Annotated in this window: 23 protein-coding genes and 4 tRNA genes; 16 read left to right on the forward strand and 11 right to left on the reverse strand. The window is 32.3% G+C overall.

Translation table 11 applies throughout. The features are described from left to right. Positions 1–104 precede the first annotated feature (104 nt). Complete coding sequence (locus AC3Y25_RS08510; protein ID WP_489902439.1) at positions 105–4,658, reverse strand: translocation/assembly module TamB domain-containing protein; 4,554 nt, start codon at positions 4,656–4,658, stop codon at positions 105–107. 188 nt (positions 4,659–4,846) lie between these two features. Here AC3Y25_RS08510 and tsaD point away from each other — a divergent pair, with 188 nt between their 5' ends. The 10 genes from tsaD (at position 4,847) to AC3Y25_RS08560 (ending at position 13,823) form a co-directional block, all read left to right on the forward strand. After that, positions 4,847–5,869 (forward strand): tRNA (adenosine(37)-N6)-threonylcarbamoyltransferase complex transferase subunit TsaD, encoded by a 1,023-nt coding sequence (tsaD, locus tag AC3Y25_RS08515; protein ID WP_129745714.1) that lies wholly within the window; start codon positions 4,847–4,849, stop codon positions 5,867–5,869. Positions 5,870–5,872: 3 nt separating this feature from the next. Further along, complete coding sequence (locus tag AC3Y25_RS08520) at positions 5,873–6,580, forward strand: 16S rRNA (uracil(1498)-N(3))-methyltransferase (RefSeq protein WP_489902440.1); 708 nt, start codon at positions 5,873–5,875, stop codon at positions 6,578–6,580. A 149-nt stretch (positions 6,581–6,729) separates the two neighbouring features. Further along, positions 6,730–7,368: a DUF4159 domain-containing protein gene (locus tag AC3Y25_RS08525; protein ID WP_248727527.1), complete on the forward strand. Its 639-nt coding sequence runs from the start codon at positions 6,730–6,732 to the stop codon at positions 7,366–7,368. 10 nt (positions 7,369–7,378) lie between these two features. After that, positions 7,379–7,876, forward strand: a complete 498-nt coding sequence (locus AC3Y25_RS08530) for a TrmH family RNA methyltransferase (RefSeq protein ID WP_489902441.1) — start codon at positions 7,379–7,381, stop codon at positions 7,874–7,876. Between the two features lie 79 nt (positions 7,877–7,955). Next, positions 7,956–8,915 carry a DUF6985 domain-containing protein gene (locus AC3Y25_RS08535; RefSeq protein ID WP_489902442.1) on the forward strand — a complete coding sequence of 320 codons (960 nt, stop codon included), beginning with the start codon at positions 7,956–7,958 and terminating at the stop codon, positions 8,913–8,915. A gap of 297 nt (positions 8,916–9,212) precedes the next feature. Further along, positions 9,213–10,178: a zinc metalloprotease gene (locus AC3Y25_RS08540; RefSeq protein WP_489902443.1), complete on the forward strand. Its 966-nt coding sequence runs from the start codon at positions 9,213–9,215 to the stop codon at positions 10,176–10,178. A 123-nt stretch (positions 10,179–10,301) separates the two neighbouring features. After that, entirely contained in the window at positions 10,302–11,393 is a 1,092-nt protein-coding gene (locus AC3Y25_RS08545; protein WP_489902444.1) for an AI-2E family transporter, read from the forward strand. Between the two features lie 2 nt (positions 11,394–11,395). After that, positions 11,396–12,577 carry a THUMP-like domain-containing protein gene (locus AC3Y25_RS08550; protein ID WP_489902445.1) on the forward strand — a complete coding sequence of 394 codons (1,182 nt, stop codon included), beginning with the start codon at positions 11,396–11,398 and terminating at the stop codon, positions 12,575–12,577. A gap of 4 nt (positions 12,578–12,581) precedes the next feature. Next, the gene (locus tag AC3Y25_RS08555; RefSeq protein ID WP_489902446.1) at positions 12,582–13,148 is read left to right on the forward strand and encodes a hypothetical protein; all 567 of its coding nucleotides are present in this window, start codon (positions 12,582–12,584) and stop codon (positions 13,146–13,148) included. Positions 13,149–13,247: 99 nt separating this feature from the next. Continuing rightward, a complete protein-coding gene (locus tag AC3Y25_RS08560; protein ID WP_489902447.1) occupies positions 13,248–13,823 on the forward strand; it encodes a hypothetical protein in 576 nt (191 codons plus the stop codon). A 20-nt stretch (positions 13,824–13,843) separates the two neighbouring features. Here the strand turns inward: AC3Y25_RS08560 and AC3Y25_RS08565 are convergent, their stop codons facing one another. Continuing rightward, a complete protein-coding gene (locus AC3Y25_RS08565) occupies positions 13,844–14,491 on the reverse strand; it encodes a M15 family metallopeptidase (protein WP_489902448.1) in 648 nt (215 codons plus the stop codon). A gap of 205 nt (positions 14,492–14,696) precedes the next feature. Here AC3Y25_RS08565 and AC3Y25_RS08570 point away from each other — a divergent pair, with 205 nt between their 5' ends. Beyond that, positions 14,697–15,218, forward strand: a complete 522-nt coding sequence (locus tag AC3Y25_RS08570) for an Ivy family c-type lysozyme inhibitor (RefSeq protein ID WP_427874594.1) — start codon at positions 14,697–14,699, stop codon at positions 15,216–15,218. A gap of 99 nt (positions 15,219–15,317) precedes the next feature. On the opposite strand, the gene AC3Y25_RS08575 is transcribed toward AC3Y25_RS08570, so the two are convergent. After that, on the reverse strand, positions 15,318–16,421 hold the full coding sequence (locus AC3Y25_RS08575; RefSeq protein ID WP_427874595.1) for a fatty acid desaturase family protein: 1,104 nt from the start codon (positions 16,419–16,421) through the stop codon (positions 15,318–15,320). Between the two features lie 170 nt (positions 16,422–16,591). Further along, positions 16,592–16,921, reverse strand: coding sequence for a helix-turn-helix domain-containing protein (locus AC3Y25_RS08580; protein WP_320492029.1), 330 nt, complete (start codon positions 16,919–16,921; stop codon positions 16,592–16,594). A 119-nt stretch (positions 16,922–17,040) separates the two neighbouring features. On the opposite strand from AC3Y25_RS08580, the gene AC3Y25_RS08585 reads away from it, so the two are divergent. Further along, positions 17,041–17,313: a hypothetical protein gene (locus tag AC3Y25_RS08585; RefSeq protein ID WP_427874597.1), complete on the forward strand. Its 273-nt coding sequence runs from the start codon at positions 17,041–17,043 to the stop codon at positions 17,311–17,313. Positions 17,314–17,355: 42 nt separating this feature from the next. Next, entirely contained in the window at positions 17,356–17,523 is a 168-nt protein-coding gene (locus AC3Y25_RS08590) for a hypothetical protein (protein ID WP_379795352.1), read from the forward strand. 15 nt (positions 17,524–17,538) lie between these two features. Here the strand turns inward: AC3Y25_RS08590 and AC3Y25_RS08595 are convergent, their stop codons facing one another. Together AC3Y25_RS08595 and AC3Y25_RS08600 are read right to left on the reverse strand one after the other, a co-directional pair. Beyond that, positions 17,539–18,393 carry a phospholipase A gene (locus AC3Y25_RS08595; protein ID WP_250836756.1) on the reverse strand — a complete coding sequence of 285 codons (855 nt, stop codon included), beginning with the start codon at positions 18,391–18,393 and terminating at the stop codon, positions 17,539–17,541. Between the two features lie 75 nt (positions 18,394–18,468). Beyond that, a complete protein-coding gene (locus AC3Y25_RS08600; protein WP_489902449.1) occupies positions 18,469–18,987 on the reverse strand; it encodes an STM3941 family protein in 519 nt (172 codons plus the stop codon). A 290-nt stretch (positions 18,988–19,277) separates the two neighbouring features. Here AC3Y25_RS08600 and AC3Y25_RS08605 point away from each other — a divergent pair, with 290 nt between their 5' ends. Beyond that, complete coding sequence (locus AC3Y25_RS08605; protein WP_172426921.1) at positions 19,278–19,448, forward strand: hypothetical protein; 171 nt, start codon at positions 19,278–19,280, stop codon at positions 19,446–19,448. Positions 19,449–19,454: 6 nt separating this feature from the next. After that, on the forward strand, positions 19,455–19,967 hold the full coding sequence (locus AC3Y25_RS08610; RefSeq protein WP_489902450.1) for a PRC-barrel domain-containing protein: 513 nt from the start codon (positions 19,455–19,457) through the stop codon (positions 19,965–19,967). An 80-nt stretch (positions 19,968–20,047) separates the two neighbouring features. Here the strand turns inward: AC3Y25_RS08610 and AC3Y25_RS08615 are convergent, their stop codons facing one another. The 5 genes from AC3Y25_RS08615 to AC3Y25_RS08635 form a co-directional block, all read right to left on the reverse strand. Next, positions 20,048–20,569, reverse strand: a complete 522-nt coding sequence (locus AC3Y25_RS08615) for an ATP/GTP-binding protein (RefSeq protein ID WP_489902451.1) — start codon at positions 20,567–20,569, stop codon at positions 20,048–20,050. 85 nt (positions 20,570–20,654) lie between these two features. After that, positions 20,655–20,728, reverse strand: a tRNA-Arg gene (locus tag AC3Y25_RS08620). Positions 20,729–20,807: 79 nt separating this feature from the next. Beyond that, positions 20,808–20,881: transfer RNA gene (locus AC3Y25_RS08625), tRNA-Arg, on the reverse strand. 16 nt (positions 20,882–20,897) lie between these two features. Further along, positions 20,898–20,972 (reverse strand) — tRNA-Pro (locus tag AC3Y25_RS08630). A 14-nt stretch (positions 20,973–20,986) separates the two neighbouring features. Beyond that, positions 20,987–21,070, reverse strand: a tRNA-Ser gene (locus AC3Y25_RS08635). Positions 21,071–21,309: 239 nt separating this feature from the next. Here AC3Y25_RS08635 and AC3Y25_RS08640 point away from each other — a divergent pair. Continuing rightward, positions 21,310–22,488: an acetyl-CoA C-acyltransferase gene (locus AC3Y25_RS08640; RefSeq protein ID WP_489902452.1), complete on the forward strand. Its 1,179-nt coding sequence runs from the start codon at positions 21,310–21,312 to the stop codon at positions 22,486–22,488. Positions 22,489–22,544: the final 56 nt, after the last annotated feature.

The raw sequence follows: 22,544 nt of genomic DNA on the forward strand, positions 1-22,544 counted from the left end.
ATTTCCCGCTCACTTGGAAAATTCTATTAGAGCGCCTAAATTTAGCACAAAAAAAACCATTATCGAGAATAATGGTTTTATAAATGTCTATTTTTAACAAAGTGTTAATAATCGTTGTCTGGAATCAGCCCCTGATTGTTATTATTTGGAGTTTGTGTTTGCGACTGTTCCTTTTTCTTCTTTTCTTCTTCTTTCTTTCTTTTCTCCTCGTCTTCTTTTGCTTTCTTTTTATTTTTCTCCGAATCTTTTTTACTTGTAAAATTCATATAATCCGGATTTAAATAAGAATCCTGCATTTGATCGGCAGAAGAACCTTTTACTGCTTTTTCAATTTTATGGCTTTTAAACAGCTTATTGACAAGCTCGCTAAAGGTATCAAAATCTACTTCGTACGAAATACCGACTCCTTGCGTATAACCAATTCCTTGCCCTATATAATTAATATCATTTTCTTTATTGAATAAGCGAAGGTTCATCGTGCCATCTTCATTTACACGATACAAAATCTCAATATCTCCCACAATAGCCGATTCGTTTACACCTCCAACAGGAACTCCCAATTTACCATTGATAGTAATTCGTTCATTTACCTGAGACGATATATTGGCTACAAACTGACCATCAACCTCCTGTCCTGTTCTTCTATCTGCCGCAATATAATTCAAATCGATGTTTACTTTATCATTATCCGATTTGATAATTCCACCCAGTAGACTCGAAGCCGTTTCTGTTAATGTACCAGAAAAATCTCCTTGACTGAATCCATCGGTACTCATAAACGAACCCGTTGACAATAAATAAAGTGCTTGTGTCTGACGAATATCCTTATCATCCAATTTATACTGTATCTCAGATTTTAAAACATTACTTACTGATGGAAACTGAATGTCAAAATTTGGTTCTGGACTAGCCAAATCTCCTCTCAACCCAATAACAACCTCTACAGGAACTTTTTTATTGAATGAAGAAGTATTATCTAAAAGCACCGCTGGATTGGCCTGCGTTTTATAAACAGCTTCCAAATTCAGTTGGGCACGCATTGGGTTTCCTTCCCAAATAATAGAACCTCCTTTTTTAACCGTAAACTTTTTATCGATAAGTCCACCATATTTAAAGTTATAAGTTCCTTCGTATGCCTGGAAATCCCCCCACATATTAAATTTACCCAAAGTATTAATTTTAAACAAAAGCGATCCATATCCTTTTCCTTTCATACCATGACCAGAATTTCGATCTAGAATAACTTCTACTTCGGCATCTGGAGTAATATCAAAATCAAATTCTAGTTCAAGTCCATTATAATCTCTGGTTTTTTCTATAATTCCATTGGCTAGATTATACTTTTCTTTTGGTGTTACAAAATGAATCCAGCTGCTTTCTCCAACACTTTGCGTGTTATTAATAGGTATCTTAACCTCGGTTCCTTTTTCAGATTTTGCGTCTACCTTAATAAACAGAGCATCAACAGGACCTTTTATGCTGGCCGATCCGTTTATAAATGCCGTACCAAAATAGGCCGCATCATCACTATCCTTTGTGTCGAGCGCTACTAATCGTTTAGAAGTAATATTCAAATCTAATTTCCAATCTCCAAAATTATTATGCTCAATACTTCCGTTCAGCAAACCTTTTGTGTTGTATTTAGTATCTGTCAACTGATTATTCCTGAACAAGAATTTCTCGTTTGTTAAATCAATTACCGTTCTATCGCTAAGTTCGTAATCTGTATTGAGGTACGGAATGGTCATTCCTGCTTTTTCTACATACAAACGACCGTTAATTTCCGGTTTTTTCAAATTCCCAATCACAGCCGCATTTCCAGAAACAGAACCACGAACGTTCGATAAAACATCTCCACCGATAGTTCCTAATGTAGCCAAATTGAAACCTTCAAGTTTCAGGCTCATATCCATAATTGTTTCTTTATTCTCTACAGCAAAAGTTCCGTTTGCCCTAAATGATTCCGTAAAACCATTTTGAATCGATGAATTAACCGTAAACTTTTTAAAGCTTTCATCTCCAGAAATATCAAAATTAAGTGTACCCAATTCTGTCTTATTCATAACCAAATGATCGATTTTTATGGATGCCGTGGGCTGATAAACATTTTTATTCTGCTTATAATTAACATTTCCATTCAAATTACCATCAAATACAAATTTGGAATTTACAGGTGTAATTTTATTAATATCAACATCTTCAAAAGTCAGTTGGAGATCTTTATAATCTGTTCCTTTAATAACTCCATTTAAATCAATTTTTTGGTTTTCGTGAGATAAAACGATATTATCAAATGTGAAATTTTTAAAAAATTGATCAATTATAATCTGATTATCTTTTTCAGCATCTTCATTTAAGTACCAGATATAATCCTTAAACTTCATTTCAGATTTCTTGATCCCGATAATATTATTTTTACTCTTATCTATAGTATGGTATAAATCTAGATTGAAGTAATCCTCACCCTGATTTCCTCCTTTAAACTCCGAACGCACATAAAGAGTATCATTTGCCGTAACATTAATCAAATTGAAATCACGTATTTTATAATAAGGCGTCTTAATACTATCTAATTCGACATAAGCATTATAAAGCGGGTTCTTATTATCTATATTAATACGGATATTATCAAAGGTGTTTTTGTCTGCGGTAATTTTTTTAGATCTGAAACGAAATTTAAATTCTTGCAAATCCGAATCTATCTTTCCGCGCACAACGGTAGAGGAATCAATATTAATTTGCGGATAAAGCATTTCAACCACTTTATCGTAAACACGGAAATTAAATCGTAAAAACTGCCCTTTTCTAACTTTATAAGGCTTGTAATTGGTATATAAACTACCCACAGAATTCATAACCAATTTATCCAATTGATCAAATCTGAATTTACCAACAATTTTTCCGTCAACCACATCATTCGAACTAATCGTGATGGTTCTCAAACGATCGGCATCAAAACTGGAGTTCAGATTCACTTGATCAAAAACATAAGTCGATTTTGGGTTTTCGTATTCTGCATCATTAATAAAAATGTCTCCTTGCAGATTTTCGATAGAATTTCCAGTTAATTGAACGACAACATCTCCTTTAAAACGCGAAATCGAATCTTTGACCAACTTAAGTTTTCGCAAATCAGAATTTTCAACGTTGATATGAAAATCATAACGATTCTCTTTTTTGCTCAAATCTAGCAAACCATCAAAACTTAAATTCAGGTTTGGATCGTTTATCGCAATTTGCCCTTTATAATAAGGAAGCTTAAAGTTTCCATTTACTACTATATTATTGTAGGTGTATTTATTGTAATCCAGTTTCGCAATATCTCCTTTAATAACCGTATTCAAATATTTTTCGGTAAAACCAACTCCATCCACATCAAGATTCAATGTAGTTCTGCCAATATCTTTTCTGCTTAAAACAGTTCCAACATCAAAATTCGTCAAAATGATATTCCCAGAATAAGAAGCGCGATCAATAAAGTCCATATTATTCATATGAAGATCAACCTGTCCGTTCCCGATATCGGTAGCAATTTTAAAAGCTGTTTCTAGTTCTGTGGTCGTTACTTTTGCTTTTCCAACAATATTAAACTTACCAATTTTCTTCATTTCGATCGGAAGTTTTTTACCTAAAACTCCTGGAAGCAAAATCACCAAATCATCATAACTAGAAAGCAGTTTATCAAATTTTCCATCCATAGAAAACTTCTGCTCTTTGCTGCCTAAAAGATTTCTAAAATTGATTGTCCCGTTAATTTTTGATCCGTTTGTATCGCTCAATCTTAACTTGGTAAGCGTCATATTATTCAACGGACCATCTAATTTTGTTTTCAGTTTAAAATGCTGATTTTTTCCCAAACCATCATAAAAATAACGGATATCGTTTGTTGCAATAGAAGACGAATCTATCACAACATTAAATCGAACTTTATCTGTAAAATCAAGAAAATCTGACGGTTTATAATTTAAAATAGCTAAACCGTAAATAGAAGATCTTTTGGTTTTAATAGCCAAATTTTCAACCTTAATCTGTTTTTTAGTATAACTAAATTTTCCCGCAAAATTAGAAACATACAAACCGCGGTGATCCATAAAAGAAAACCGGTGAATGTTTGTATTTACATCTGGCCCATACAATTTAAACTCACTGATATAGGCATTTAGCTTTGTAAAATCCAGAAATTGAGGTGTAGTTTTATTTTCATCGACAACAGAAAACCTTCCTTTTTCGATGTAAGCGTTTTTAGCAGTTAAAAGAAAATGTTTTGTTGATTTTTTCTTTGGCGTATTTTCTACCTCAAAAGCCTGTATAAACTTATTGATGTTGTTCTCGTCTTCTCCCTTGTAGGTTTTCAGATTAAAAATCAAACCTGTTAAACGCAAATCTCCAAAAATTAAATCTCCGTCTAACAGTCTGCTAAAACTGGCAATATCAGTAGTAATGATATCCGAATAAATCATCGTTTTTTTATGATGATCTAAAATCGTTACATTCTTCAATTTTACTCCGCCAAAAATATTGATTGCCGTTTTTTCAACATTAATATTAACCTTGTAATCTTCGTTTAATGAGTTGGTCACATAATTGGCAATCTGTGTCTGAACGACAGGAAGAGATAGTATGATAGCGAGCGCTAACAAAAGTAAAAGCAACCCCATTAGGATTCGTGATATTATTTTTTTTACTTTTTTGATAGCTTCTTTAATTTTAGTTTTCTTTTAATTTATTTTGAACAGACAAAGTACGGCTGTTTTTGATAAAAATTCTTTAATTTTGGGGCACTGCTTAAATCAAAGAAATATAATCGTTTGATTTGTCAAATATAATTCAAAATTTGTGCCTTTATATGCAAAATCCAGAGGTTTTTATTCTAGCCATCGAAAGTTCATGCGATGATACTGCTGCCGCGGTTTTACATAACGACAAAGTATTGTCAAATGTTGTTGCCAATCAATTAATTCATAATCAATACGGAGGTGTTGTTCCTGAATTGGCTTCCCGAGCACATCAGCAGAATATTGTCCCTGTAATAGATGCTGCACTTCGTAAAGCAAATGTACAAAAAGAACAGTTAAGCGCAATCGCGTTTACGCAAGGACCAGGATTAATGGGCTCTTTATTGGTGGGGACTTCCTTCAGTAAATCATTGTCATTGGCTTTAAATGTGCCGCTAATTGCTGTAAATCATATGCATGCTCATATCTTAGCTCATTTTATTGATGAAGAAGGATATGATAAACCAGAATTTCCTTTTTTAGCTTTAACCATTAGCGGAGGACATACGCAGATTGTAAAAGTGAATAGTTTTTTTGATATGGAAATTATTGGAGAAACCACAGACGACGCTGTAGGCGAAGCATTTGACAAAAGCGCTAAAATTCTTGGACTTCCCTATCCTGGCGGACCTTTGATTGATAAATATGCGAAAGAAGGAAATCCGAAAGCTTTTCCTTTTACAAAACCTAAAGTTCCGGGATTAGATTTTAGCTTTTCTGGATTAAAAACAGCTATTTTATATTTCATTCAAAAGAACAAACAGCAGAATCCGAATTTTATTGAAGAAAATCTAAACGATATTTGTGCTTCTATTCAGCATACGATTATTGAAATCTTAATGGATAAAATAAAATTGGCTGTAAAAGAAACCGGAATTACACAAATTGCAATTGGCGGTGGAGTTTCGGCAAATTCAGGAATTAGAAATACGCTGAAAGAGACCGAAAGCAAATACGGCTGGAAAACTTTTATTCCGAAATTTGAATATACAACAGACAATGCTGCAATGATTGGAATTGTAGGATACCAAAAATACTTATCTAATCGTTTTGAAACTTCTGCTGTAGTTTCTAAAGCAAGAATCGAATTTTAAATCATGCAGTTATTTTTTAATCCGAATATAGACGAAACAACCGAAAGCTTTTCTTTTGACAAGGAAGAAAGCCGTCATATTATAAAAGTCCTTAGAAAAAAAGATGCAGATATTCTGCATGTTACAAATGGTTCTGGGCTATTGTTTGAAACTCAGATTACATTGGCTTCAGACAATAAATGTATTGTTGAAGTCCTTAACATTACGAATGCCGAAAAACCAAAGCTTCATTTGCACTTGGCTGTTGCGCCAACTAAAATGAACGATCGTTTTGAATGGTTTCTGGAAAAAGCTACCGAAATTGGAATTCAGGAAATCACGCCTATTTTCTGTGATCGTTCTGAAAGAAAAGTGATTAACCGTGATCGTTTCGAAAAGATCATTCTTTCGGCAATGAAACAATGCAACGAAACATTTCTTCCGAAATTAAATGAAGCTATTTCGTTGAAAGAATTCATTAAGCAAAAGCAAAATGGCTTACAGTTAATTGCACATTGCGAAGAAACCGACAAAAAATCGCTGAAAGAGGTTTTAAAACCCAACGAAGATGTTACGATCTTAATTGGTCCCGAAGGCGATTTTTCTGAAAAAGAAATTGCATTGGCATTAGAAAACAATTACAAGCCCGTAGCTTTAGGAAATACACGTTTAAGAACAGAAACGGCAGCTGTTGTGGCTTGTCATAGTGTTGTTTTTTTTAATGAGGTTTAATTATCCCCTCAATCTTATCATTTCGACGAAGGAGAAATCTTCGTTAAAAGCTCGACAAAGATTGGCAACTTACTTTACGGAGTTACTTGCGAAGATTTCTCCTTCATCGAAATGACAAAAAATGCGAAAACAAGATATTTAAAACTTACATGAAAAAAATATTTTACCTATTATTCCTTTTTTCAATCTCTTCTTTTTCACAAGAAATTGCATTGCTTAAATACAGCGGTGGTGGCGATTGGTATGCAAATCCTACTTCTTTGCCTAACCTAATTAGCTTTTGCAATGCTAATATTAATACCCGCATCAAAAATAAACCTTCGACGGTTGAACCAAGCAATCCAGATTTATTTTCGTATCCGTTTGTACACATGACAGGACACGGAAATGTAGTTTTTAGCGATGCCGACGTAACAAATTTGAGAAATTATCTTACTGCTGGCGGTTTTCTGCATATTGATGACAATTACGGAATGGATCAATTTATTAGAAAAGAAATCAAAAAGATATTCCCAAATAATAGTTTAGTCGAAATTCCAGCAAATCATCCTATTTTTCAAAAGCCTTTTCCTTTTCCAAACGGATTGCCGAAAATTCACGAACACGACGGAACGCGTCCCCAGGCATTTGGAATTTTCATAGACAATAAGCTTGTTTTACTTTATACTTACGAATGTGATTTAGGAGACGGCTGGGAAGATCCCGAAGTTCATAATGACCCTGCAAACGTAAGAGACAAAGCCTTAAAAATGGGCGCAAACATTATCAATTATATTTTTACTAATTAAATTTTAGAAGGTGCAGCTGACTCACGAAGAAAATCAATTTGAGAGAAAAACATTTCCCATTACATTAGTTTGCGATCATATTTACTTTCAGCAGAATATTGGTTCTTTGTTCCGAATTTCTGAAGCTTTTGGAGTTGAAAATATTATCTTTTTCGGAAAAGATATTCCGCTGACACCTCGTAAAATCAATAAAACTTCACGAAGCACGCATCTTCATGTAGCACATTCTGTTATTGAAGATTTTACTGCACTTCAATCTTTTCTATTGGATAATGATTTTGAAATTATCGCTCTAGAAATAGCTTCTAATAGCAAACCTTTAAAAGAAGTTTCTATTCCGAAAAATAAAAAAATAGCGCTTTTAATAGGAAGCGAAATCAACGGAATATCCGAAGAACTTCTAAAACTTTCTCATCAAATCGTGCATATCAATATGTTTGGCAAAAACAGCAGTATGAATGTGGTTCAAGCTGCGAGTATTGCGCTTTATGAGATTACCTCGTTATAATATTTTAACTGTAAATATTTTACTACAATAAATCTTTACTTTAATTTTGCATATTAATAACTTAAAAGCAAAAAGTAAAATGCCAAATGCAGTAAGAATAATAGAAGAGATAAGTATTTTCTTGGACAAGTTTTTATTAAAAACCAATAAACTTACTAAACAAGACCTAATTAAGTTTATTGAAGAAAAATGGAAAGAAGCTGATGATGAAAAATATAATATACATCAAGGTTACATAATAATCGGAAGGATGACTAACGAATATAAGTGGGCGAAAGATTTTGAAAATATGATGAAATGGCTCAATATTGGCGATTTACATTCCTCATCTAAAACAAATCCAGTTTATATAAGAAATTATTATAAAGGGCAATGTTGTTTAGAATGTGAAAATGAAGAAAAAGCACTTGAGTACTTAAATTTATCTTATTCAGAAAATCCAGATTACATTTTTACTAGAGCACCTTTTTGTTATGAATTCTTTAATCAGCATTTGGAAAATCCACGCCATTTAGATCAAAATCAAGACGAAAAGGAAGATGATGATCAAGGCTTATTCATTGAATTGGAGCAATGGAAAAAATTTTTTAATGAAGAAAATGAAGAAGTCTATTTTGAAATTTTAAAAAATGACTTTGAAACTTATCGTAAGCCCAATAAAAAACATTTAAATGGTATAAATTATTTAAAAGACAATCAAATACAAATTTTAGAAAATATTTTAACTGCTCTTTTAGAGAAATATACATCATTACAAGAGATATACGATTATTCAGAAGAAGACAAAAAAGACTTTATGCCAAATTTAAAGGACATTAAAGGATTTGCTGATTTATTATCGTTGTCAACGTTTTATATAACTTCTGTATACAAAGATGATGTTCCATATATAGGATTTCTTTTTTCATGTTCTTGGGATTCTGAACATGCTCTAGGTATTATGACTCATAAAGATAGAATCATCGAAATTGATGGAGCAGATATTGCTTTTGATATTTATACTGCAAAAAAAGATTTAAAACAGAGTAAGAAAAAATAAATTTGAACTCAAAAAACTCATTTTGAAACCATTATTTTGATTTTTCAAAAATTTCTGCTTCTTAAAATTATCGTTAAACGACAGATAATCACGACGAAATGCATTTCAAAAACACAAAAGAAAGAAAAAACTTATTAATATTTTTTACCTAAATTTTGTAGGAATCAGTGTTTGTAAGGGTTCGTAAAATTTCTGACAAAATATTCTTTGTAATATTTTTCTACAATATTTTTTTGTTATAAAATTGCTGCAATGTTTAACTAATCAACAATTTTATAACAAAAAACCCAAATTATTATGAAAAAAGTTATTATTACCACATTTGTAGCCTTAATGCTATTTGCTTGTCAAAATGACCAATCATCAGAATCTGCTAATCCAGATGCGAGTGTTGCTTCTAGAAGAGGATGCGCAACACAAGACGTTTTAGAAGCGCAATTAAAAGCTGATCCATCATTGGCTATTAGAATGAACGAAATTGAAACTTTTACTGCAACACATGCAGGTTCAAATTTTACAGGCCGTTTGGTAAATGGAAAAATCGAAATCCCAGTTGTAGTGAATGTTCTTTACAGAACTGCTGCACAAAACATTTCGGACGCACAAATTCAATCACAAATTGATGTTTTAAACAAAGATTTTAATGCTTTAAACTCAGATTACAATAATGTACCAGCATTATTCTCAGGAGTTAAAGCTAACATTGGAATCACTTTTGTTTTAGACCAAGTTATTAGAAAATCTACAACTAAAACTTCTTGGGGAACAAATGATGCAATGAAAAAAACTGCTCAAGGAGGAATTGCTCCTACTTCTCCAACTACAAAATTAAACATGTGGTCTTGCAACATTGGAGGCGGAATTTTAGGATATGCTCAATTTCCTGGAGGTTCTTCTGCAACTGACGGAGTGGTAATTGATCCTCGTTATTTCGGTTTATCTGGTGCAGCAAACGCACCATTCAATTTAGGACGAACTGCCACACACGAAGTAGGCCACTGGATGAATTTACGTCACATTTGGGGAGATGCAACTTGCGGAAGCGATCTTGTTGCTGACACTCCTACTCACAATGAGGAAAACTATGGCGTTCCTGCATATCCACACTACAGTACTTGCTCTGGAACACCTGTAGAAATGACAATGAACTACATGGATTATGTTGATGATGCAGCAATGTACATGTTTTCAACAGGTCAGAAAAACAGAATTTCAGCTATTTTTACGACTGGAGGAGCTAGAGCCTCTTTTGCACAACCATAATAAAAAAACTTAATTAAAGGCGAGATGAAATCATCTCGCCTTTTTTTTTGCCAATTATTTTAGAACTCCCGAAGATTAGAAATATAAATGCTTTTCCTTATATTTATAATCTAAATTTTAAGCATGATCACGTCAAAAACTATTTCAAACGGAATTTTAAGGGCATTAGCCACAATCTTAATAATTGGCATCGTTTTATATTTTTTATATGAAATACAAACTGTTATTGTTTACTTGTGCATTTCTTTAATACTATGTTTAATTGCGAATCCGTTAGTTTTATTTTTAAAGAATAAATTAAAATTCAGCAATTCGTTGGCGGCCACCACCACCATCATCCTTTTTATATTTCTAATTGTAGGTTTCATCCTTTTGTTTGTTCCTTTAATTATTTCGCAAGCCAATAATTTAGCATTGCTAGATACTGCACATCTTCAAACCAATTTTATAGAGGCAGAAAGACATCTTGAGGAATACTTTAATATTCAGCATATTGATTTAAATAAAGTGATAAAAGACTCTAAACTTACTTCTGTTTTAGATTTCAGTTATTTTACAGGATTTATCAATTCGATAATCAATTTTATGGCCAATATGGGAATGGGATTGGTTTCTGTCTTTTTTATTACTTTCTTTTTTATTAAAGATCAAGATATCTTTAAAGATCAGGCAAGAAGAATATTACCAGATTCAAATGAGGATAAAATTTTAAGTTCTATTACTAAAATAAACCATTTACTGACTCGCTATTTTGTTGGTTTATTATTGCAATTGATCGTTGTTTTTATTCTTTATTTAATTGTGTTACTGATCTTTGGAAATAAAAATGCTTTTGTAATCGCCTTCTTATGTGCCATTTTAAATATAATACCGTATTTGGGGCCAATTATCGGAACCACTTTGGCAGGGCTATTAACCATGATAAGTATGATCGGGAAAGATTTTCAATCAGAAATTCTTCCTACAACCATTTATGTAATTATTGGCTTTTTAGTGGTTCAGGCCATCGACAATAATGTTAGCCAGCCTATAATTTCATCAAAAAGTGTAAATTCGCACCCATTAGAAATATTCTTGGTTATCTTAATCAGCGGTATTACATTTGGAATTGTGGGTATGATTATAGCCATTCCTGTTTTTACCATGATCAAAGTAATTTTAAAAGAATTTTTTCCTAATAATAAAATTGTCTCCGTATTAACCGAAAGAATTTAGCATTGAACACTTCTATTTTGCATCAAGAAATACAGGAATTTATAATCCAAAATACTGGTGCAGATGTAACAAAATTGGCATTGCAAAAAAATCCGTTTCCACAGCTGGATTGGATTTTAATTTTAAATCAGATTGAAGCCCGAACAAAGGCCAAAGAAAAACTGCCGACTTGGTTTGCTACGGAAAATATAATTTATCCGAGCAAAATATCTGTAGAACAAACTTCTTCAGAAAAAACAGCGGCTTACAAAGCTTCTTTAATTTCTGGCGAATCTTTAATTGATTTAACTGGAGGTTTTGGTGTCGATGATTATTATTTTTCGAAAAATTTTAAATCAATAATACATTGCGAAATAAACGAAGAATTATCTGCCGTTGTTTCACACAATTTTAAACAGTTAAAAGTTGAAAATTGCACTTTTCATGCTGGAGATTCTCTTCATTTATTAGAAGAAAACAATCAGAAATTTGACTGGATTTATATTGATCCTTCCCGAAGAAATGATAGAAAAGGCAAAGTTTTTATGCTGAAAGATTGTCTTCCAAATGTTCCAGAACTGCTGGATTTTTATTTCGAAAAATCGGATCATATTTTAATTAAAACAGCGCCGTTATTAGATATTTCAGCGGGATTGTCAGAATTAAAAAACGTAAAGAACATTCATATTATAGCGCTCGAAAACGAAGTTAAGGAACTGCTTTTTGAAATTCATAAAGATTATTCTGGCAACGTAACTTTAAAAACTGCTAATATTCTAAAAGAAAAAACAGAAGTTTTTGAGTTTATTTTAGGCGATGAAATCTCGTATCCATCCTTTGATTTTCCAAAGAAATATCTTTACGAACCCAATGCCGCGATTATGAAATCTGGTGGTTTTGATGAAGTAAGCGTCACTTTTCAAATGGATAAACTTCATAAACATTCTCATTTATACACTTCTGAGGATTTAATAGATTTTCCTGGAAGAAAATTTGAGATTCAAAAAGTTATTCCATACAACAAAAATGAAATGAAGAGTGAGCTTGCAAATCAGCAGGCGAATATTACGACTCGCAATTTCCCCGAAACGGTAGAAAATATTAGAAAAAAGTGGAAAATAAAAAATGGCGGTAATTTGTATTGTTTTTTTACAACTGATGTAAAAGCTAACAAAATAGTTTTAATTTGCACCAAAATAAACTAATACAATGAAACAACTAATTACACTAACTCTTTTTTTATTGACTATTGCCGCATTTGCACAAAAACCATGTGAATACAGTGTAAATGTAAATGACTCAATTGGAAGCTATAAAGTAACCAATGAGTATTTAATGAGCGAAAAATATTTTGGAGGAAACTTTGATTACATTTTCTTTTCATTAGCACAAACCGACGGATTGCCAACTTTAAATCTTCAGGCTATTCAAAAAAGTAAAGATTTTATTAAGGCAAACTGTTTTGATAAAAATTCAAAAATCTTTTTACAATTAGAAAACGGAAAAATTGTAACCTTAATGCATATCAATCAAGAAAATTGCGGAACTTTAATTCGTGATGACAAAGGTTTTAACAATCGTGTAAACACAGGAATTTTTATGTTCATGAAAGACAATTACGAAGAACTTAAAAAATCTCCAATTTCTATAATGCGAATAAAATACTTGACCAACATAGAGGATTATGTTGTAAAACGAGAGTTAACATCTGAGTTAACAGGAAAGGTTACCAATCCGAATACTTATTTCATGCAAAATATTAGATGCGTTGAGTAATCAATCGCAATCTAAAATAATTTTATAAACAATAAAAGCCTAATTTTAAAGTTAAAACGTACGAATAATAACACGTTATTAATTATTAAACATTAGGTAATGAATAGAAGTTTAGACATCTCAAGTTATGGAATTTGTTTGTTTTCAATAGATATTTTAGAAGATTTTTTAAAGAATGAAAAAGTAAAATCAAAGAAGCTTTTAAAAAACTTTCAAGATAACCATAACAGATATTTAGCTTTGCTTAAGAATGGAATATGGTTACCATTTATACCAATAGATTCTATAGAATATCTTATCAAACTAGAAAATTCCGGAGAATCTTTTGATAGCGAATGGCAACAAAAAATTCACTATGATAATTTCAATATTGAAATTAGAAGTTCATTGTGGATTACAGATATTGGAAGTTTTTATCAATTTGACAAAGATAAATTTTTAGGTGAAGAAGTTTCATATGAAACGTTAGATGGAGAAACATTATATTCTGGATTAAAATACAATGTTCCTTCTGGAAAATATCTTTTATCAATTAAAGGCTTTTCAAAAAAAAAGCAATTAAAATATCCAAATCCAAATCATGGCTTTTTGTTTTCATTGCTAAAAGTAGATCAATTTCATGAAATTAATGATCCAAGAGAAGATGAAAGATATAATTTTAATATTGCTGATTAGTTTATTATTTCAAAATAAAATCAATCGCATTTCCATTTTTGATTGGAAACTTTATCTTTTAAACCAGCTTTTAAATTATAGTGCCACCACTCAGAATCAAATGAATTGAAGCCATTTTTAATCATTGTATTTTTTAAATACGCTCTTTTTGAAAGAATTTCTTCTGAAAGCTGTTTAAAATTATGACTGGCCATAATTCCAAAAAAATCAAAAGAAGTTCCCATATCCACTTCTTTTCCTGTGATATCAACCAAAGAAATATCTACGGCTCCTCCTCTATTGTGGATGGAGCCTTTTTTTGGATCTGCGACATAAGTCGGATTCGACACAATCTCCCACATTTTTTTCTGAATATCTAAAGGTCTGTAACAGTCAAATAATTTGATTCTGTATCCTTTCTTCAAAAAATCATTATTGGCCGCAATTAAAGCTTTTACCGTCTTTAAACGAAGCATACATTCTGGACAGTCGTATACTTTAGTTTTTAGAAAATTATCTTCTGTAGCATATTTCATATCATAGACAAAATCATTGCTATAATCTCTTAGGTTTACAAAAGTCGTATCTGAGATTTTAGTTTCAGATGAAGATACATAGGCTTCATTTTGTGCTTGTAAAGAGCTAATTCCGAAAAGAAAAAAAACTAAAATTTTCAAAGTGTGATTCATTACCTAATAATTTAAAAAATTGAAATTAAACAAAAAATATTAAAAATCGATTCTTATGGTTCCTCTTTAAAGCTAAAAATTAGTTTTTTGAGTCCGAAATCCATCCTAAATTACTTTTAAAACAAAAAATATTTTTAATATCTTTATGAAAATTAGACTATTATGACTTTGTATATTAAATTATTAATTCAAAAAAATCAGTTATATGAATTACAGAGCCACATACATTTCGACAGTTATATTGAGCAGTTTACTCTTTGTTTCGTGCAAAAAAGAAAGCTTTAAAAGTATTCCCAAAACAGATTCTACTTCAATAAAAACAGAAGCGTTAAAAGAAGACAGCATCGTTTTAAATCCAAATGATTCTTTATACGCTTTAGCTGATAAAAGTGTCATCGGAACTCAGTTTTTGACCAAAAGCAAGTTGGCCCCAAGATTAAAAAAACTATTAGGAACCGACTATGATCAAATGGTAGCAAACTGGAATACCGAAACTCCTTTTGAAAAACAAGATAATATATTGCACGCTTGGGGATGCAAACAGCACGACTGCAGCAATTATTCGTACGATTTGTACATTGATGTTAAAAACAATAAAATTAATGTCTACAAATTTGCCGAATCAAAACTAACGGTATTTAAAGAAGATAATTTTGTCATTGAAATTAAAGGCAACCTTTTAAAAGACTTGAACATTAAAAAGGAAAATATCATAAATAAAAAATAAGCATAACGTTAAAAAAGTATCGCTTCTCTGGAGCAAATTCAAAAAAAAAGTCTGGTTCAATAATGAACCAGACTTTTTTTATAAAATAGCTTGCAATAACTATATCTCTCCTGTTACTAAAATATTTTCTTTTACCCCTTTGTTTTTCAACATTCTAAAATGAGAACGAACGGCATGATAGAATGGGTACGAAGTATAAGGCAAATTATATTCTGCTGCATATCGTTTTATAATTGGCGTAATATAAGGATAATACGTGTGGCCAACCGCCGGGAAAAGATGGTGCGCCACGTGATGCGTAAATCCGCCATATAAAAAATTAGCCAATTTGCTTTCTGTACTAAAATCTTTAGTTACAATCATTTGATGTACCACCCAAGTATCAGAAAGATTTCCGTCTTCATCTGTACCCGGAAAATGAGCATCTTCATCAACGTGGGTCGAAACCAGCGCCACAACCCCAATGGCACTTCCGCATAAATGCATAGACAGCCAAGCAAAAAGAACGGTATACCAAGGCTGGCTTAAAAGCAACATGGGAACAAAAAGCAGGTAAGTTAAATTAATAATCTTGGCCGCAAACATTCTGTAAACTTCTTGTCTCGGAATCTTGTCGACTACTCTTTTTACATAATTATCCTTCGTGCCAAAAAAGTCTTTAAAATCTCTAATATAAAGCCAGTTTAAGCTATAAAGAGGATAAATAAACCACATGTAAATGTGCTGATACTTGTGGTAATTAAACAACGGACTATTTGGGAATATTCTAATAATATCACTTTGTTTGATATCGACATCCCAATCGGGTACGTTTGGATAAGCATGATGCAAACTTATATGGCGTCGCATCCAAAGCCAATGATTACTCCCAAAGAGTTCTAAAACATACAAAAACCATTCATTATGCTTTGGCTTTTTGAACAAAGCTCCATGTGCGGCATCATGAAAAGCATTTATAAATAAAACAATCATTGTAATACCAGCCAAAATGTAAAAAAGAAATAGTAAGGGAGTCTGGTTGCCGAAAATTAAAATACAGGCATAGAATAAAAAAAATACTGCTAAAAGTCCCAGGGACTTTACAACATTTAATACATATAAAGACGAGTTTTTTAAGACCGTTTCATTCACTTCTAAACGCATCTTTTTAAAAAAATCATCTGTTCCTGGTTTAACATAAACCGGTCGTTTTAATTTTTCCATATTGGTTACTGCTAGAAATTGTTAACCAAATTTAATAAAAAAAAACTTAACCTCTTAGAATACATTCAACTAAAAATCAAGTATTTCACAACAAAAAACCACTCTAAAAAGAGTGGTTAAATTAATACTGTAAAATCTAGAATTGTTAGATATTTTTGGGAAACCATTTACTATTCCTCAAACTTTTTGTTTGCTAATCGCAGTCTAATGTCATGAATACGGCCTTCTATTTCTTGTAAATCATTTAAAATAGTTTGCTTTTCATAAACTGCTCCAGCTTCATTAACCAAATTTTGCTCATCTGGAGCAAAAAGATCATTCAAATCTACATCTGGAAAGTTTTTACTTAAGCTAAGAATAAATTCAGAACCTATATTAGCCGTTCCATGTAAATACCTTCCAATCATTGCAGGGCTAAATCCTAAAATTGCCCCGACTTCCTTCTGCTTTAATCCTTTATCCCTAAAGAATTTACTTAGTTTCTCGTGATACATCATCATTAAAATTCAAACAAAATATAGTTAAAATATATTTTTTAACATTAAAAAGAATACAAAATATAATAATATTCTTACATTTACACAGACTAACAACCATGCCGTTAATAATTAGCAAATATATGTCAAAATTAATCAATAATAGCAATTTTAAAGAAGATAATTCTCACAATAAAAAAGCTTATGAATTTATAGATAAGCATTTACCTGTAACGTATGTTGATCTTACCATCTCTTGTATTATCAAAAAAGGGCATCCTGCTCCAAGCAAAGCATTAATTAGAAATGTACGAAACAAAACAATACTTAGAAATGATATTTTATTAGCATTGGTAGAAGTTGCATATGAAAACAAACAAGCAATTGAAAAAATAAAACTTTTAACGTCTCAATAAATTTAAGATCTGGAAAATCAAATAAATCCTAACAACAATATTATGTCTTCTACGAACAATAAAAGCAAAAAGACACTTCAGTCAAAAAAAGATATTGAAAATGGCCAATATAATCGTTCTATTAAATTATACGGAATGACTTTGGAGCAATACCATCAAGGTAAAACGATCCATTCTCAGTGTTTTGATCAGCTCAAAAAATTCAAATAAATAATTTACAGCAATTTAAAAGATGCCCATTCCTTCTGGCTTAATTGTAAAACCTATACGCACCATATTAGTATGTTCCTGATAATCTATTAAACTTTCCGTGTAACCAATAAACCATTGAAGAGTGACGTAATAATTTTCATTTTTATAAGGTCGCCAATTAAGTTGTGTCTGCAGAGATCCGTAATTAATAAGCCCACTGCCTTTCCTAAAGAGAACATCTGCGCTCCAACGTCCCGGTTTTATCTGATAAGTTGCACTGGCTTCTCCATAACCAACATATTGGGTTAATCCTGGATTATCATCTTTATCAACAATAGGAATCCAGCCTCTTATTCCAACAATCCATCTTGGCGAAACTTGAGATTTTAATGAAAAAGCGATCATATTCCATGTTCGGGAATAGATGGAGTCTCTACCATTTGACTCGTGTTCAACTGAAATCGAACCGTATGTTAATCTCCCTCCTTTTAAATAAAAAGGCCGAACAATCGCAACTCCCGGATTAAAGTTAATTTCTGAGAAAGGCTTCGAGCTCGCATATATATCCCAAAAAGCTTTTTGGGTATACATTAAGTAGGGGAAAAATCCGCCCCATAAAGGCTTAGAATTTAATCTTAGTTTGAAACTAACTTGATACTTTACGTCTGCAGAGTTTCTGGTTATAGGCTCATCTAAAGGAATTCCTGTCAAAAAGTAATTATCTTTATGAACCGAAAAACTATTTTCTTTCAATAAAGAATCTGCTGCTCGAAAATTCTTTTTTTCTTCAACAATTTGAGAATTGGATTTAAAAGATATTAAAATCAGGAATATTGATAAATATTTAAAATGCATTAAACGTGTAAATTTGAAGTTATTTGATGTCATTTACACTAAGTTAAGCTATTTTAATAATTAAAAAAAATAATAAACCCCATCACTAATAATAATTTTTCTAAGATTTTATTTTTTCCAATTACTTACAAACAAGTCATAAAGAGCTTTTTCATTCATATCAATTTCTGAAGCCGAGTACATTATATTCAATTTCGAATTTTGTTCATCAAAAGCCAGTTTCCAAAGAAACTTAGAAGCGCGGCCGTCATACTTGGTTACATTATCAATTGTAACAGCAACCAAAGTATCACCTCCCACTTTATTCAATTGCAAATCGGTAACATCTTGCCACTCTATTCTTCCAAAAGCTTTGGCCACTGGAGTGGTTCTTCCAGAAAAACCATTTGAATCTATTTGAATTAAGGGAGACTTATCTTTTATGCTTGCAAGAATTTTAAATATTAAAACAAGCATTATTAAAAGAATCGCACCAGAAGCAATGGAAAGTTTTATTTTAAATACTCCGTCAAAAGTTCCTATACCATATAAAAGCATAATTGCTATTAAAATACTGATTCCGCTAGCATATAAAAGTAAGTTTCTGGTTTTCTTAGCGTTTCGGTATAATTTTATTTCTTCATTCATGGGGCGTAGTAAATTTTTTTCGTTTGTTATTAGAATTAAAAAGGAACAAGCAATTTACTTCAAAATAATTTAAGAATGCAAGAAACTCCCATAAACATTGGGTTAATTAGAGTAAGAAAAACTTGTTTCAAAAAACACATTTAAAGCAACTAAGCTTGCAAAACATTATAAATCAATTTTCTAGACGACTGGGAATTGTATAACTTCTATCCGAAATTAAATACTTTCAAACGCGATCTCCATTTGTACCTTTATTATAAAATTAAATATTCATAAAAAAAATAAAGGTTATGGCAGAAATTAAAATTGAGAAAAAGAAGCCAATTTGGCCGTGGATTGTAGCAGTCCTATTAATCTCAGCTCTTGTATATTATGTCTTTTTGAGAGATGATCAAGTGCGAAATGAAAACAAAATGGAAATCGAAAACAATTCTAGTGTAGACAGCACAGCAAATTATTAAGAAACTATGGAAAATAAAGATAGAAATTTATACAGATTAGATGAGCTTTCTGATTATAAAGTTGCCTCAAACTATTCAGACGTAAGAGGTTGGAAAATTGTAGACGCAGACAACCGCACAATAGGAAAAATTGATAATCTTTGGGTTAATAAAGATATGCAACGTGTTGTTTATCTTGACGTTAATCTTGATAAAGGATTAATAGAAGACAGTCGTAATGAAGTGCATGATGCAATTGCGAATGAAAACGGAAAGGAATTTATATACAAAGATGGAGACAGCCATATTATTATACCAATTGGTTCTGTCAGCATAAATAAAGACACTAAAATTGTCATGGCAAACAATATTGGATATGATACGTTTAGAAAAACAAGCAGATATAACTGGCAAAATGATTTTGATAGGGAGTACGAAAGAAGAGTATTGAATTCTTATTATCCAACTGAAGAATCGCGCCTTGCTTCTGAAAGTAATGATGATACTTTTTACAAACGTAAAGAATTTGACAATTATTGATAAACAGTAATTTGCATTAAAAACAAATCTTATAAACGAAAAAAGACCAAGCGTTCAAGAATGTTTGGTCTTTATTTATTTTATCTCTTTAACTCTTCTATTTTATTTTGAATTTGATTTAATCTTTCAGATAAACTTCCTTTAACTCTAATTACTTCTACCTCAAAATCATCAATTAATTCGCCAAGAAGATCATTTACCTCATATCTCAGTTCGGGCAAATTGGAGTCTGAACAAGAAATTCTATCCGGTTCTTCAATAGGAACCCATACAAAAACGTCAATTTCTTTAATTGCATTTTGTATTTTAGTAAATACTGATGAAAAATTTAGTGTATTGTCAACCGCAAGCGCATAAGCTAAAAGATCAATTGGAGAACGATCAAAAATAGCGTTTCTATTACTTCTTACAATTTGCTTTAAAGAATGCTCTAGCTGTATCATATAATCTTCTTCAGTGGGTATTTCAGAAAAAGCAAAGCCCATTTCCTGTAGTTCAAAATAAGGCTCTGGATAAAACTCATAATCAGGAAAAGATTCATGTAGTTTTTCTGCCAATGTTGTTTTACCAACCAAATGAGCTCCTAGTATTGCTATTCTCATGTCATTTTGTTTTTTATCATCAACAACTAAAAATAGACAAAATAGGATCAAAAACAAAAAAACCACTCGATTGGAGTGGCTTTTGTGATCCCAGAAGGATTCGAACCTTCGACCTACGCATTAGAAGTGCGTTGCTCTATCCAGCTGAGCTATGGAACCATTATTTTAAAATTTCTACGAATAGAAATCAAAACTATCTACATAAAACAAAAAAGCTACTCGATTGAGTAGCTTTTTGTGATCGCAGAAGGATTCGAACCTTCGACCGCCTGCTTAGAAGGCAGGTGCTCTATCCAGCTGAGCTATGCGACCATTATTTCAATTGTAGTCGGGGTGGCAGGATTCGAACCTGCGGCCTCCTGCTCCCAAAGCAGGCGCGATAACCGGGCTACGCTACACCCCGAGGCAAAATTTAAGCGGAGAGACAGGGACTCGAACCCTGGCGACGGTTACCCGTCGACAGATTAGCAATCTGCTCCATTACCGCTCTGGCACCTCTCCTTGCTAGTGGAATTGCTTCCGTTTTGCGAGTGCAAATGTATAACAACATTCCTTTTCTCACAAGCTTTTTTTTGAGTTTTTTTAGTTTTTTTTCATCTTTTTTCAAAACCACTTAACAATCAAACAAATAGAATTAACAAAAATTTGACCTTAAATTTAAAATCAACCCTATTCAATACAAAATTTGAATTTATTCAAATAAACGTTAAATTTGCTTACTAACTATTATTAAACAGAAAATGAACAAAAGAGTTGTTATCGTTTCTGCCGTTAGAACACCTATCGGAAGTTTCATGGGCGGGTTATCTAGTGTACCTGCACCAAAATTAGGAGCTGCTGCCATAAAAGGAGCGCTTTCAAAAATTAATCTTGACCCAAAATTAGTCGATGAAGTTTTCATGGGGAATGTAATCCAGGCCGGAGTTGGACAAGCACCAGCGCGCCAGGCTGCATTATTTGCCGGATTATCTGAAGAAGTTGCTGCTACAACGGTAAACAAAGTATGTGCATCTGGAATGAAAGCTGTAATGTTTGCTGCGCAAGCAATTGCATGCGGTGACGCCGAAATTGTCGTTGCGGGCGGAATGGAAAGCATGAGCTTGATTCCTCACTACGTTCAAATGCGTGCCGGAAATAAATTTGGTCCTGCAACTATGTTGGACGGAATGCAGAAAGATGGTTTAACAGATGCTTACGACAACAACGCAATGGGAGTTTGTGCTGATTTATGTGCATCTGAATACAAAATCAGCCGTGAAGAACAAGATGCATTTGCAATTCAATCTTACGAAAGAAGTGCAAAAGCGTGGGACGCTGGAAAATTCGACAATGAAGTTGTTCCTGTTGAAGTACCGCAAAGACGCGGCGAACCTGTTATATTTTCAAAAGATGAGGAATATACTAACGTGAAATTAGATAAAATTCCATCTTTAGCACCAGTTTTCACAAAAGACGGAACTGTAACTGCTGCAAACGCTTCAACAATTAATGACGGAGCTGCCGCTTTGGTTTTAATGTCTGGAGAAAAAGCAAACGCATTAGGATTAAAACCTCTAGCTTACATAAAAGGCTATGCAGATGCTGCACAAGAACCAAAATGGTTTACAACAAGTCCAGCAAAAGCATTACCAAAAGCTTTAGACAAAGCAGGAATTTCAATCTCAGATGTTGATTATTTCGAGTTTAACGAAGCTTTCTCTGTTGTTGGATTAGCCAATGCAAAAATATTAGACCTTGATAACAATAAAGTAAACGTAAACGGTGGAGCTGTTTCATTAGGGCATCCTCTTGGAGCTTCTGGAGCACGTATAATCGTAACTTTACTGAATGTTTTAGAACAAAACAATGCAAAAACTGGAGCAGCTGCAATTTGCAACGGCGGCGGTGGCGCATCGGCAATTGTTATCGAAAGAGCTTAAAACAATATCACAAAAAATCAGGAGTAAATACAACTCCTGATTTTTCAACTTATAAA

Source organism: Flavobacterium sp. LK-23 (assembly GCF_058135255.1).